This is a genomic window from Bacillus sp. FMQ74, assembly GCF_001875785.1.
Classification (GTDB): Bacteria; Bacillota; Bacilli; order Bacillales; family Bacillaceae; genus Bacillus; species Bacillus stercoris.
This window is the reverse complement of the sequence record NZ_MOEO01000001.1, coordinates 330,032-343,713: the sequence shown is the minus strand read 5'-3', so window position 1 is coordinate 343,713 and position 13,682 is coordinate 330,032. Positions and strand designations below refer to the sequence as shown.

Annotated in this window: 14 protein-coding genes; 4 read left to right on the top strand and 10 right to left on the bottom strand. The window is 46.1% G+C overall.

What is annotated here, in order from left to right:
- Nucleotides 1–47: 47 nt before the first annotated feature.
- The 9 genes from BLL41_RS01835 to BLL41_RS01795 all read right to left on the bottom strand — a co-directional run bounded on the left by BLL41_RS01835 (nucleotide 48) and on the right by BLL41_RS01795 (nucleotide 9,720).
- A complete protein-coding gene (locus BLL41_RS01835; protein WP_071576586.1) occupies nucleotides 48–884 on the bottom strand; it encodes an SDR family oxidoreductase in 837 nt (278 codons plus the stop codon).
- Nucleotides 881–1,960, bottom strand: coding sequence for a mannonate dehydratase (gene uxuA / locus BLL41_RS01830; protein WP_071576585.1), 1,080 nt, complete (start codon nucleotides 1,958–1,960; stop codon nucleotides 881–883). The genes BLL41_RS01835 and uxuA overlap by 4 nt, the downstream gene beginning before the upstream one ends.
- 24 nt (nucleotides 1,961–1,984) lie before the next feature.
- The gene (locus BLL41_RS01825; protein WP_071576584.1) at nucleotides 1,985–3,004 is read right to left on the bottom strand and encodes a zinc-binding alcohol dehydrogenase family protein; all 1,020 of its coding nucleotides are present in this window, start codon (nucleotides 3,002–3,004) and stop codon (nucleotides 1,985–1,987) included.
- Nucleotides 3,005–3,009: 5 nt separating this feature from the next.
- Nucleotides 3,010–4,023, bottom strand: a complete 1,014-nt coding sequence (gene allD / locus BLL41_RS01820) for an ureidoglycolate dehydrogenase (protein ID WP_071576583.1) — start codon at nucleotides 4,021–4,023, stop codon at nucleotides 3,010–3,012.
- Nucleotides 4,024–4,127: 104 nt separating this feature from the next.
- Nucleotides 4,128–5,507 carry an MFS transporter gene (locus tag BLL41_RS01815; RefSeq protein ID WP_071576582.1) on the bottom strand — a complete coding sequence of 460 codons (1,380 nt, stop codon included), beginning with the start codon at nucleotides 5,505–5,507 and terminating at the stop codon, nucleotides 4,128–4,130.
- Between the two features lie 67 nt (nucleotides 5,508–5,574).
- Nucleotides 5,575–6,996, bottom strand: coding sequence for a glucuronate isomerase (uxaC, locus tag BLL41_RS01810; RefSeq protein ID WP_071576921.1), 1,422 nt, complete (start codon nucleotides 6,994–6,996; stop codon nucleotides 5,575–5,577).
- Nucleotides 6,997–7,193: 197 nt separating this feature from the next.
- On the bottom strand, nucleotides 7,194–8,372 hold the full coding sequence (locus BLL41_RS01805) for an NAD(P)/FAD-dependent oxidoreductase (protein ID WP_003232765.1): 1,179 nt from the start codon (nucleotides 8,370–8,372) through the stop codon (nucleotides 7,194–7,196).
- Nucleotides 8,373–8,411: 39 nt separating this feature from the next.
- On the bottom strand, nucleotides 8,412–8,834 hold the full coding sequence (locus BLL41_RS01800; protein ID WP_014663610.1) for a DUF1641 domain-containing protein: 423 nt from the start codon (nucleotides 8,832–8,834) through the stop codon (nucleotides 8,412–8,414).
- 388 nt (nucleotides 8,835–9,222) lie between these two features.
- On the bottom strand, nucleotides 9,223–9,720 hold the full coding sequence (locus BLL41_RS01795) for a cupin domain-containing protein (RefSeq protein WP_071576581.1): 498 nt from the start codon (nucleotides 9,718–9,720) through the stop codon (nucleotides 9,223–9,225).
- A gap of 130 nt (nucleotides 9,721–9,850) precedes the next feature.
- Here BLL41_RS01795 and BLL41_RS01790 point away from each other — a divergent pair, with 130 nt between their 5' ends.
- The 3 genes from BLL41_RS01790 (at nucleotide 9,851) to BLL41_RS01780 (ending at nucleotide 12,451) form a co-directional block, all read left to right on the top strand.
- Nucleotides 9,851–10,825: a DMT family transporter gene (locus BLL41_RS01790; protein ID WP_071576580.1), complete on the top strand. Its 975-nt coding sequence runs from the start codon at nucleotides 9,851–9,853 to the stop codon at nucleotides 10,823–10,825.
- Nucleotides 10,826–10,946: 121 nt separating this feature from the next.
- Nucleotides 10,947–11,699, top strand: a complete 753-nt coding sequence (locus tag BLL41_RS01785; RefSeq protein ID WP_071576579.1) for an ABC transporter ATP-binding protein — start codon at nucleotides 10,947–10,949, stop codon at nucleotides 11,697–11,699.
- Nucleotides 11,699–12,451, top strand: coding sequence for an ABC transporter permease (locus tag BLL41_RS01780; protein ID WP_071576578.1), 753 nt, complete (start codon nucleotides 11,699–11,701; stop codon nucleotides 12,449–12,451). The genes BLL41_RS01785 and BLL41_RS01780 overlap by 1 nt, the downstream gene beginning before the upstream one ends.
- 45 nt (nucleotides 12,452–12,496) lie before the next feature.
- Here BLL41_RS01780 and BLL41_RS01775 read toward each other — a convergent pair whose 3' ends face one another.
- Nucleotides 12,497–13,309: a uroporphyrinogen-III synthase gene (locus BLL41_RS01775; RefSeq protein ID WP_071576577.1), complete on the bottom strand. Its 813-nt coding sequence runs from the start codon at nucleotides 13,307–13,309 to the stop codon at nucleotides 12,497–12,499.
- Nucleotides 13,310–13,482: 173 nt separating this feature from the next.
- On the opposite strand from BLL41_RS01775, the gene BLL41_RS01770 reads away from it, so the two are divergent.
- Nucleotides 13,483–13,671 (top strand): DUF8096 family protein, encoded by a 189-nt coding sequence (locus BLL41_RS01770; protein WP_014113438.1) that lies wholly within the window; start codon nucleotides 13,483–13,485, stop codon nucleotides 13,669–13,671.
- Nucleotides 13,672–13,682 lie beyond the last annotated feature (11 nt).

The following is a 13,682-nucleotide window of genomic DNA, read 5'->3' as shown; positions in this document are numbered from 1 at the left end:
CTCAACCTCACCCCTATGTTGGTTCAGTTTCTGTTGCGCCGCTTTCGCTACACACCTGAATAAGCCATAAATCCTCCATCGACAGGAACGGTGATTCCGGTGACAAAACCCGAATAGGATTCATCCGCCAGCCAAAGAAGCGTGCCGAGCAGGTCCTCCGGTTTCCCGAAGCGCTTCATCGGTGTTCCCGCGATAATTTTGTGAGATCGGCTGGTGAACGTTCCGTCTCGATTGATCAGCAGATCATGATTTTGTTTTGTCAGAAAAAAGCCTGGGGCAATTGCATTGACCCGCAGCCCAGTTTCGGCAAAATGAACGGCCATCCACATCGTAAAGTTATTGATGGACGCCTTGGCAGCACTGTATGCCGGAACCTTCGTCATAGGTGAATAAGCACTCATGGAAGAAAGATTGATAATCGCCGGTGAATCCGCCTTCAGCAACTCTTTTCCAAATACTTGCGAGGCCAGAAACGCGCCGGTGAAGTTGGTGGAGAATACAGTTAGAAAGCCCCTCTCATCCATATCAAAAAAGGATTGGCCTTCTCCCGCTTCTTCGTATGTCTCCACATCAGTTATCGCGTCAGGATGATTGCCGCCAGCCCCGTTAATTAACAGATCAACAGCGCCGAATCGGCCGAGGATGTCTTTCTTTGCCCGCTCCAGTGACTCCCTGTCCAGCACATCCGCTGCAACAGCGCACGCTGTGCCGCCCGCCGCCGTTATTTCCTTCACGACCGCCTGGCCCTTTTCAGCCGTCCGATTCAATATCGCCACCTTCATGCCATGACGGGCTAGCTCCCTGGCCATCGCAGAGCAAAGCACACCGCTGCCGCCAGTGATGACAACTGTTTTACCAGCAAGGTTCTCATGCAGCGGGATCATATGTCCACCTCTTTTTTTGCCATTGCTTCATAGGCGTCCCACAGCCCGTTCAAATACATGATGCCGAGTGCCCGATCGTATAAGCCATATCCCGGGCGGCATTGCTCGCCCCAAAGATGGCGACCATGATCCGGTCTGACATATCCCTCATAATCCTGCTTATGCAGTTCTTCCATCACGCCTTGAATGTTGATCGAACCATCCTTTGTTAAATGAGATGTTTCAATAAAATCGCCATTCTCATAAATTTTCACATTGCGAATATGTGAAAACGGAGCGATGCCGGCATACGTCTTAGCGATCTCCACCATGTCGTTAGCAGGATTGGCTCCCATTGAACCTGTACAAAGGGTGATGCAATTAGACGGTGAATCTGATATCGCCCGCAGTTTCTTATAGCTTGCCTCTCCTGTGATAATGCGCGGCAGTCCAAAAATCGGCCACGGCGGGTCATCCGGATGAATGGCCATTTGAACACCATGGGCCTCAGCAACAGGAAGAATTTCCTGCAAAAAGAATGATAAATTGTCCCATAGCTTTTCTTCATCGACCGTTCTGTAGGCAGCAAAAAGCTCTTTGATCCGAGCCAATTTTTCGGGCTCCCACCCCGGCAGTGTCATGTCAGATGCTTGCTCCACCGTCCGAATCAGCTCTTGGGGCTCAAGGCTTTCCACCTTGGCCTTTTCAAAAAACAGAGCGGTTGATCCATCTTCCAGCGGCCGGAACATGTCCGTGCGTGTCCAATCAAAAACCGGCATAAAATTATAGCAGATCACTTTCACGCCAAATCCGGCAAGGTTCCGGATCGTTTGTTTGTAGTTTTCAATATACCGGCCGCGTTCTTCGTTCCCGAGTTTTATCGCTTCGTGAACATTCACGCTCTCTACAACTTCAGCATGAAAACCATAGGATTGAATATATTCGGTCTCGGCTCTGATTTCTTCAATTTCCCACACGTCGCCGACAGGCTTTTGATGAAGAGCCCAAACGATGCCTTTGACACCGGGAATTTGTTTCACGTGTTCAAGTGTGACTGTATCGTTGCCTCGGCCATACCATCGGAATGTCATATTCATGCTTGCACCTCCGGATTCAGTCATTTAATCAAACGTGATGACGGCTTTCCGCACCTGATCTGGATGCTCCTTAATAAACTGAAATGCGTGATGGGCGTCATCCACTGAAAATGTATGGGTCACAAGCCCGTTATGCGCTAACCGTCCTTTATTCAAAAGCTCTACCACCTTGGGAAACTGATTGGTCTGCAATCTCGATCCAGTTATCGTAACTTCTTTTTTTGTAATCGGCAGCTGAGAAATTTGTGCCGCTCTTTCATCAAATCCAAGCACAACCACATGTCCCGCCGGTGAAACGGCCTCAATTGAAAGCGCAAAAGTCTCCGGCAGGCAAACAGCATCAATGACCACATTTGCTCCCTCATGCCCAGTCCATTCAAGGACCCGCTCGGCAACATTTTCTGCTTGGACATTGACAACAGCATCGGCGCCGTTTTCTTTCGCAAACGCCAGCCGCTCGTTGTTCAAGTCAGTCATCATGACAGCAGCGCCCGCAAGCTTTGCCATTTTTAACACACAGATCCCAATGGGCCCCGCTCCTTGGATCAGGACAGTATCACCTTTTTCCACCTGGCCTCTCCACACTGCCTGGGCCCCTATCGTATAAGGCTCGGCCATGACCGCTTCCTCCCAAGGCAAGTCCTTTGCGACCGCGTGAAGCTGCCTTTCTGGAAGCACAATATATTCCCGCATGCCTCCGTCCTCATGTACGCCAAACACAGAGAGCTTGGCACAAACATTCGGCCGCCCTTTGCGGCAGGCATAGCAAGTTCCGCAATAAGAAATCGGCTCAATTACCACATGGTCACCAGTTTTTAAGCTCTGTACATTCGCACCAACTGCCTCCACTTGTCCCGTTACCTCGTGTCCGATGACTCTCGGGAGGGTAGCGAGCGGATTCGTTCCATGATAAATGTGCATGTCTGAACCGCAAATGCCGACTCGCTTGACTTTCACGAGCACTTCATCATCCTTTGAAAGAACTGGCTTCTTCACCTCCGCTGTCACCAGATCATACGCTTTTCGCACTTGAACCGCTTTCATTTTACTCACCTGCTTTTTAAGAATTCATATACGCTCCGAGCGATAGAAATTCCGTTTTTCTTATTTCTTTCTTCATGCAGCTGCTCGATCTCGCCGGGCACATACACTCTTTCGAATCCAACAGCCGGAGGGGACTGCTGCAGTTCATGAAGCATGGCATCCATCTCCTCTAAAAACGTATCCCGGTCGGTAAAAAAGGAAGGATTGATCGCGCAAACGTAATGCCCCAGCTTTCTTTTTTGATCAAGGCCGCTGTACATTTTCGCAATATGAGGGCCAAAAGCCGCGCCAGCAAGCAATCCGGAAAACACATCCACCACAATCGATAGTCCATAGCCTTTCGGGCCGCCGAATGTTGAAAGTGAGACGACCTTGTCAGGATCAGTTACTGCTTCTCCGTTTTCATCGACTCCCCATCCTTCAGGAATTTCCTTGTCCTCTTCACGTGCCTGCAGAATCTTCCCGAAAGCCACTTTGGATGTCGCCATATCGAGGATAAACGGTTTTTTATGCTTAGCCGGAACACCGTAAGCAATCGGATTTGTCCCTAAAAAAGGAGTCCTCCCCCCAAACGGGACAACGATACTGTCTGTATGCGTCATTGCCATTCCGATCAGCTTTTCGTCAGCCGCTTTTTGCACAAAATAGCTTAGCGCTCCGCAATGGCTGCTGTTTACGGCCGTGACCATGCCGATTCCGTTTTTCTTCGCCATGTCAATTGCGTGGTCCATCGCCATGTCGCAATTCACATGACCGAAACCATCGTCCCCGTCAAGCACCCCGGTCACAGGCCCCGTCTCTTTAAAAACAGGCTGTGCCTCAGGATTGATCCCTCCCGCTAAAAGCCTGTTCACATAGTGTTCTGTGCGCAGCACGCCATGCGAATGTACATTGCGCAAATCAGCGTGCACGAGGACATCTGCTACTTTTTCAGCATCTCGTTCATTCAAATGGGCGCCGGCCAACTTTTGCTGAACGAGTCCCTTTGCTTCTTCAGCTGCAATTGTTATCGTTTTCAAACAAGTGCCTCCTTCCTTTTCAGTTTTTTGGGCACTCCCCTAGCGAAACCCCTACAAACATATTTTATTTACAAATTATTTTAAATATTCTTTATATTATATTGTCAGCTCTTTTGATGAAGATCCTGAACGATCTGAGCATGCTGCTGGTCTGTTAGTTTATAAAGAAAGCCGATAATGATCATCGCTAATACCAAAGCAATGGCCGGATACAGAAGAAGCAGCGCTTTGATGCCAATCAGCGCCTGTGCTGTCTGGACTGCATTCGGCACATAGCCGATAATCCCTAAACCGATCCCCGAGAGAAAGCCAGACAAAGACTGAGCAAGCTTTCTGGAGAAATTGAAAAGTGAATATGTCGTTGCTTCCTTCCGTTCACCGGATTTCCATTCGCCATAGTCGATAATATCGGAGACAAGAGCCCACGTGATGCCATTTGGGATACTGATTCCGATAAAGGCGATACTGGCGAGAATTGTAAACACATAAACGTTAGATGGGAGCATAAAGTTGATCAGATCCGCGGCCACACTGATGCCGAAGCCGATCATTGCCGTTCGCTTCTTTCCAAACATCTTGACGAGCTTTGGAAGGAATACGACGCCCAAAAAGGAAGAACCGATAATTATGAAGTTCATATAAGCCATTAATTCAACATTGCCTAGGTTATATTGTGCGAAATAGACTAGCATGGCGGATTTTATGTTGTATGCGGAAATTGAAAAAATCGTCATCAGGACAAGGGTTAACAGCGGTTTATTTGTAATAAATGTTTTGACGACAGATGAAAATGTTAATTTTTCTTTGGGGGCTTCCGATATGACAACGCGCTCTTTGCAATTGCGGTAGCAAATATAAAACCAAAGCACACCGAGTAATGCGAACAAGCCCATGACCACAGGGTAGCCGACCTTCGGATTATCAAACTTTACGAGCAGCGGCATTACGGCCACACTTGTGATAAACAAGGCGCCAAGTGATCCGATTTGGCGGAACGTCGAAATGGAGGTCCGGTCCTCAGAATTTTGAGTCATTGCTGCTCCTAATGAGCCATACGGAATATTCACAAACGAATAGCCGATGCCCCAAATCATATAGGATGCATATGCATAAATCAGTTTCCCGGTCGTTGATACATTTGGAGACAGAAAAATAAGAACAGTAAGCACCGCGAGCACGATGCTGCCGATTAATAAATAAGGCCTGAATTTCCCCCGTTTGCCGATGTTTTTCCGATAATCGATTGATGAGCCGACAATTGGATCTGTTATCGCCGCAAACAGCTTGCTGACTAAAAAAATGCCGCCGGCCATCGCAGCTGGAATTCCCGCTACATCAGTGAAATACTTCAATAAATAAATCTGGCCGAGATCAAACATAAAACCGTTGCCAAAATCACCAAAACCATAGGAAATTTTCTCTTTCAATGAAAGCCTTTTTTCCGTTTCGACCGACACAACCTTATTTGCCAGTTCAGTTCGCATGTTCCACCTCTGTGTCTTAAGAATTTTCGGGCAGTGGTCCGCTCAGCGATGCTGAGCGGACACTTTGTTACACGTTTGCTTTCTCTTCTTGAAATTGAAAATAGTGTTTCGCATTGTCATAGCAAATACCCTGAACGATGTTTCCCAGAAGCTCCATATCGCACGGCACTTCTCCGTTTTCCACCCATTCCCCAATCAAATTGCAGACGATTCGCCTGAAATATTCGTGGCGCGTATACGAAAGAAAGCTTCTGGAATCGGTGAGCATGCCGATAAAACGGCTGAAAAGGCCAATATTTGATAACGCTTTCATTTGGTCTAGCATCCCGTCTTTTGTATCGTTAAACCACCAGGCTGTGCCAAATTGTATTTTTCCCGGGGTAATACCATCCTGAAAACTGTTGATCATGCTGGCGATGACATAGTTATCATTGGGATTCAGTGAATATAAAATCGTTTTCGGCAGCTGGTTCTTCATCTCAACTGAGTTCAGCAGCTTGTATAAAGGCTTCGCAATTTCTTCATCGTTCATAGAATCATAGCCTGTATCGGGACCGAGCCTTTTCATCATTTTTGTATTCGTGTTTCTTAAAGCGTTGATATGAAACTGCATCGCCCAATCGAGCTCCGCATACAAACCGCAAAGAAACTGAAGCGTATATGTCTTAAATTTCTTCTCATCTTCATTAGAAACCTCTGTTCCTTGTAATCTGTCAGAAAAAATCCGTCCAGCTTCTTCTTTTGTCGTTTCGGCAAATACCATTGAATCTATCGCGTGATCAGACACTCTGCCCCCGGCTGAATGGAAGAATCGCACTCGTTTTTCCAAAGCTTTTAAAAACTCATCATAGGTTGTAATGGATATGGCGGCGGCATCTTCGAGTGCCTGCACCCAATCGGGAAAGCCTTCACGATTGATCTCAAGTCCTTTATCCGGCCGAAATCCAGGCAGCACGCTGACAGGAAAATCTTTGTCTTCTCTTAATAGTAGATGGTATTCAAGAGAATCGACAGGGTCATCCGTTGTGCACACAACCTTTACATTTGATTTCACGATTAAATCCCTTGCCCCGAAGCCTTCCCCTTGGAGCAGTTCATTTGTCCGTTTCCATATAGCCGGCCCGGACTTCTCGTTTAAAATCTCATAAATGCCAAAAAAACGCTGCAATTCTAAGTGGGTCCAGTTGTAGAGCGGATTTCCGATCGCCATCGGCACGGTTTTCGCCCAAGCCATAAATTTCTCCTCATCAGACGCATCTCCAGTGATGTATGTCTCCTCAATTCCATTGGCTCTCATGATGCGCCATTTATAATGGTCACCATACAGCCAGGCTTCCGTGATGTTTTGAAATGTTTTATTTTCATAGATTTCTTTTGGGCTTAAGTGGCAGTGGTAATCAATAATCGGCATGTCTTTCGCATACTTGTGATAGAGGCTGACAGCGGTTTCATTTTTCAATAAAAAGTTTTCGCCCATGAAGGGTTCCATGTCCTCACCGTCTTTCATTCTATTTCAAAATGTTAACGTTAACATTTTGATTTGTTTTTATTTTACCTTTATATTCCTCTGGGATCAATCTCTTTTTTGAAAATGAAATGTTAACGCTGTCATAAACATAAAAAAAGACATTGCCAGAAAGCACTCGGAAAGGAACGCTTTTGGCAATGTCAGATTCATTAAAAGGATTAGTAAGCCAGGCTGAAAAGTCCTTTAATGTGTGTTAAGTAGCGTACGTTACTTGCTTCTTTCATCAAGGAAGCAGGAAGACCTTTAAGCGGTGTAGAATTAGCACCAATGATGGCAACCGCGTCTTTGCGTCCAAGGCTTGCAAGTGTACCAGAGTTTACTGGCTTGAATGTTTCAAGAGTTTTGCCTTCCAGGTAAGCGAATAGGTTGTAACCAATCAGCTCACCCATTTGCCATGCGATTTGTGCAGTTGGCGGGTATGGACGGCCGTCTGGTCCGAAATAAACGGCGCTGTCTCCAGCAACGAATACATCTTCATGAGATGTAGATTGCAGGAAGTCATTTACAGTCGCGCGTCCGCGATTCACTTCTAGTCCTGATTCACCGACTAATGGGTTACCTTGTACGCCGCCAGTCCAAACAAATGTGTTGGCAACAACTTTAGATCCGTCTTTCAGATCAATTACGTTTCCTTCTACATTTGTAACAGGGAGACCTGTTAAGAACTCAACGCCACGTTTTTCAAGGCTTGCAGTCGCACGTTCGATAAGATCATCCGGAAGAACAGGAAGGATTTTCGGACCAGCTTCAACAAGTTTCAATTTGATTTCTTTATGGTCTACGCCGTATTTTTTCGCAAGGTTCGGCATGATGTCAGCAAGCTCACCAACAAGCTCAACACCTGTTAAGCCGCCTCCGCCGATAAGGATTGTTGCGTCTGCTTCGTTTTTCGTTTTAGAGTACTCGCGCACACGATCTTCAACATGCTGGAAGACTTTGTTCGCATCAGCAGCAGATTTCAATACCATGCTGTTTTCTTCAAGACCTGGGATGCCGAAGTAAGCTGTTACAGAACCAAGACCTACTACAAGCGCATCGTAAGTTAATGTAGAACCGTCAGCAAGCGCAACTTCTTTTTTATCAACAGAGAAAGAGCTTACTTCCGCGATTTTAAGATCAATGTCTTTGCCTTTGAAAAGTTTTTCTAATGGCATTGCAACCGCTTTTTCAGACACGTTGCCTGCAGCAAGGCGGTGTAATTCCGTAATGATTTGGTGAGTAGGGTATTTGTTTACCACTGTCACGCGTGCTTGTTCTTTTGTGTAATGTTTGCGAACTGTTAGAGCAGAAAGAACTCCGCCATAACCAGCGCCTAAAATGACAATATGTTTTGACATCGTATATCCTCCGTCCTTTATATCAATTTGAATCTGAGATTATTTTTGGTTTTCGCGTTCGTTCATGACTTCAAGGTAGCTGTTAGCAAAACGGAACAGCTTTTGAGCTTGAGGATCTTTCAGCATGCGAAGAAGGCCGAAAAGTCCAATTGTTTCGTTGCTTGCTTCCGCGCGGTCTTTTGCTTCAATCGCAGTCGCAGCTACTTCTTTCGCTGTTTCTTTTACAGGCTCGAGAATTTCAGTGATCGCACCGACTGTGTCGTTTTTTAACACTTCGTCAGTCGCTACAGACTGAGCGAAATCATAAGACTTCGTTAAAATATTCACTAACTCAGTCAGCTTCGGAAGCTGGTCAACTAAAACAGTCAATGATTCTTGAACTTCTGGCTTTAATAGCTGATCAATAAGATCTTGCTGGCTTTGGCTGACAGACGCATTTGTTTGATCGATTGTTTCTGGCATATCCAATTCTCCTTTACTATAAGCAGTTTGCTGATTTGTTTGGAAAGGGTAGTGCCTCTCCCTGTCTCACGCTTTTAAGGCATAAGAATAAGGATTGTGAATTCGTGCACAATCATTTACAAAAATAAATGTTTACTACCCAGTTTTTCATCTTGCCATATTCAGTATTATTTTTATCAAAAAATAAACAATTGAATAAGTCAAAATCCTTTACTCTCTCTGAAAATAGCAAACACAAAAAACTCCAATTCGATTACCTTCTATATGATAACACTTTTTGAACAAAATTTGAACGTGAATTGCTTCGATTATGAAATTAATTTATATGGAGCTCATGTCATAACGTTTCTGTGACACTAGTTATTGACAATCCAGCAATTTCTCCCCTTCACTTTACCCATATTTCCAATAGAGGCTCTCTTTTTCCTGTGATCGGATCATTCACCGACAACGCTGCCTGCTTTATCTGTTTGACCGCTTCCTCCCGCTCATCCGGCTTTCCCGTCTTCATATCATACTGAATGCCTCCTGGATAGGCGCCAAGGACAGTAAAATCGGGACTTGAGCTTAGCTTTTTATGGCCGACTCCGGCTGGAATCACGACTGCATCGCCCTTTTTGAAAGGAATGGCAGCCCCTTTTTCTCCCCCGAACTGAATGACAGCCTCCCCCCTAACTGCAATCAGGACTTCATGCGTATTGCTGTGATAATGATGGTATGGAAAAACACTTCCTAACCAGCTGTTTGACCAGCCATGCAGGGTGACGATCCGCTCTGCCTGGCTGGTATCCTTAAGCGCGTTTTGATATACGACAAGCGGATAATCAGGGTGATTCGGAATCCTGCCGTCATCCGGAAAGAAATATGTCTGTGTCTTCGCTTCCATCAATTTCACCTCCCTTTTTTTCTTCCACACATAGCGATTCGCAAAACATGATGTTTTTCTCACGATTCCATTGATCTGCATGATACCGAATAGTATAGTATAAAAAAATAATGCCAGAATGAGGGATACCATGAAAGCTATTGTTATCGGAATATTGGCTTCACTCTTTTTCGCCGTTACCTTTATATTAAACAGAGCGATGGAGTTATCTGGGGGCAGCTGGCTCTGGAGCTCTTCGCTGCGCTTTATTTTTATGGTGCCGTTTTTATGTGTGATTGTCATCATGAGAGGGACATTCACGCCTCTCCTACAAGAGATGCGGAAAAAGCCGTTCTTTTGGCTCAAATGGAGCTTTGTCGGCTTCGTGCTTTTTTACGCTCCGATCACATTTGCGGCTGCATACGGTCCGGGATGGCTTATAGCCGGCACCTGGCAAATAACAATTGTAGCCGGTGTGCTCTTGTCTCCTTTGTTCTATGTCAAACAAGATATGCCGGGCGGTCCGCAGCTCGTTCGGCAAAAGATTCCCCTGGTTTCACTTGGCACTTCCGTGATTATCCTGATTGGAGCGGCTCTGATTCAGCTTCAGCATGCGGAATCGCTTTCAGGGAAGATGCTGCTTTTCAGTGTGCTGCCGGTTGTCATTGCGGCTTTTGCCTATCCGTTAGGAAACAGGAGAATGCTCGAAGAATACGGAGGCCGGCTTGATACATTTCAGCGCGTGCTTGGAATGACATTGGCAAGCCTTCCGTTCTGGCTTCTATTAGCAGCTTACGGCTGGTGGTCAGACGGCCTGCCGACAGCGGGTCAAACCGTTCAATCCTTTATCGTTGCCGTCTGCTCAGGCATCATTGCGACGGTTTTATTTTTCTGGGCCACTGATATGGTAAGAGACAATCCGCAAAAACTCGCAGCCGTTGAAGCCACTCAATCCGGTGAAGTGATTTTCGCGCTGCTTGGTGAAATTGTTCTTCTGTCAGGCGTTTTCCCATCTCTATTATCATTTGCCGGTTTGTTCATTATTATAGCTGGGATGGTGTTACACACCTTCGCTTCACAGCCGAGAAAACCGAAAAAGAAAGCACAGTCAAACCTGACCGCGTAGCATTTGCAGGAGAATGGGTGAAAACCTGTTCTCCTTTATCTTTGCTACCAAAAGGCATCTATTTCACGGTATAGTTAAATATAATATCTGCCTACTTATTAGTTGAAAGGTGATTATTGTAATGGAAGTAAACGATCAAACACAAAACATACCAGCCATCTCCTTCAGATCAGTCAGAAAAAGCTATAAACAAGATGGACAAACCTATGATGTACTGCAGGATGTCACCGGAGACATTCAACAGGGGGCAATCGTAGCCGTTTTAGGCCCTTCCGGCTCAGGCAAAAGCACCCTCCTTTCCTTGTGTAATTTAATGAGAACGCCTGACAGCGGCGAAGTCAACATATATGGAAAGGAAGTCAGAGAATGGAATGTCAATGAGCTGAGGCGAACGGCAGCCCTCGCGTTTCAATCGGCTCCTGTGCTCGACGGGACAGTGCGTGACAATCTAAGTCTGGTCCAAAGGCTGCATCAATCCCAGCTGTACTCTCCAGAAAAGCTGGCTTCTCTCGCAGGGCTGCCGCCAGAACTGTTAGACAGAAGTGCCAGGGACTTATCGGGCGGACAGCGGCAAAGACTGTCACTGGCCAGAACGCTCTCAAATCCTTCCTCCATTCTATTGTTGGACGAAATCACGTCGGCCTTGGACCCGGTTTCTGCTCTTGAGATTGAAGAACTGATCAAACATCAACATCGAGAGAAAAGGTGGACAGTCATGTGGGTCACTCATAATATGGAGCAGGCAAAACGAGTAGCCGATACCATTTGGTTTATGGCGGATGGCCGGCTGCTTGAAATCGCTGAAACTGAAACATTTTTCTCCTCTCCGCAGCATGAAACAGCGAAAGAATTTTTGAAGGGAGGGACCCGGTAATGGATTACCTTTCTCTCTCTTTAACGATGATCTTTGTATTGATCGCCTTATTTTTATCAAAATCCTTTAAAGCCGGGGTAGAAAAAGACATGATCATTGCCACCATCCGGGCCGCGGTGCAGCTGCTTATCATCGGTTATGTTCTGTCGCTGATTTTTCGCGGAGACCACCCTGTTTTTATCCTGCTGATGGTGCTGTTAATGCTCGCGGTGGCGGCGCAAAATGTCATCAAACGAAAGAAAAATACAATCGGTTCGTTTTGGAGGGTGTTTGCCGCATTAGCAATCGTAGAAATTGTGACGCAGGGAATTCTGTTGTCTCTTCATATCATTCCGCTTACGGCACGATATGTCATTCCGATCAGCGGGATGGTCATCGGAAATTCGATGGTGCTCTCGAGTTTGTTTCTAAACCGGCTTAACTCAGAAGTCGGCGTTCGCAAAGAAGAAATTCAATTAATATTGTCACTTGGCGGCACACCGAAGCAATCCATACAGCGCATTCTTACTTCAGCGATGAAAATGAGTATGATCCCGACGCTCGAAAGCCAGAAAACACTGGGGCTTGTCCAGCTTCCCGGGATGATGACAGGCCAGATTCTAGCCGGAGCGGACCCGATTCAGGCAGTCCGCTTTCAGCTCTTAATCGTGTTTACAACGATGGCCTCAGCCGCGCTGACTTGTGTAATCTTAAGCGTGCTGACATACCCGTCATTATTCACCGTTCATCAGCAGCTAAAGGAGAATGAATGACAGACAAAAGCCGCTTTTCCCTTGGAAAGCGGCTTTTTGTACTTGTTATTCCTTTTCTTCATAATATTTGGCCAGCTCAATAATCATCGCGCCCATCCGCTCAATTTCAGGCGTAAGCAGTCTAGTGATGCCTTCTTCCCGCAGCGCCTCAGCAGTCACTTTTCCGACAGCAGCTGCGATGGTGCGCTCTTCGAATACCTTCTTCACTTCATTGATATAACCTCGCCCCTTAGCAAAATCAAACAGGGAACGAACCTGAATGGCCGTTGTAAAACAAACAGCGTCGACCTCATTTTTCATCAGCTCCCCGCATAACTGCTCCACCGTTTCCTCCTCTGGCGGAATGTGCTGATAAGGAAGAATCGGCAGGACAGACGCGCCCTTTTCTTCAAGAAATGCGATGAGGGCCGGCGCTTTTTCTCCATGAAGCTGCACCATGACTTTTTTCCCTGAAAAGTCGTGAGGCTCCAAGGAACGGATTAAGCCTCTTGTTGTCCCATCTTCATCCGAAGCTTCCGGTGTGATCCCAAGCTTTTTCAGCGCAGACAGGGTTTTGTATCCCCGGCATGCCGCTTTTGCCTGGCGAATCACCTGCAGAAACTCTTCTTTCAGACCGATTTTCTCTGCCATATCGACAAGAGTCTCAGTGCCAATGCCTGTCGTGAAAATGACCCAGTCAGCTTTTTCCTCCACAAACGTCCGCAAATCCGGCTCTACCTGCTTCTCTGCTAAGTAAACCGTGCCTTGGAGAGGCCTGATGACAGGTATTCCGCCCTGTTTTTCAATGATTGTACTGATTTCTTCCGTTTTTCGGGAGCCCCCGATTGCCACGCGCTTTCCATGTAACCCTTTTCCCATACCCGTTTCCTCTCCTCTTTGTATAGGCTTTTTATGTATACAAGCTTAATAAAGTTATTTTGGCGCAAACCAAGGGAGAAATCAAGATAAACCCAAACCTCTAAAATCCATTGAATACGCCGGAAGCTTGCTGTAAGATAAACAACAGACACGTTTTGTAACGGAGGATCGACATGGAAACAAAAAAAGAAGAATATGAAACAAAAGGCTATGATACATCGATCGTTTACGAGTTCAATGAATACCCGGATGTCCGCAGCGGACGCTGTGACAATTGTGATTACACACTGTTCAAAAGCTCTGTAAAAGGCGGAAAATTTCTTAGAGAATGCCGGAGATGCGGGATGAAAAAAAATATCTAAACAAAAAACCG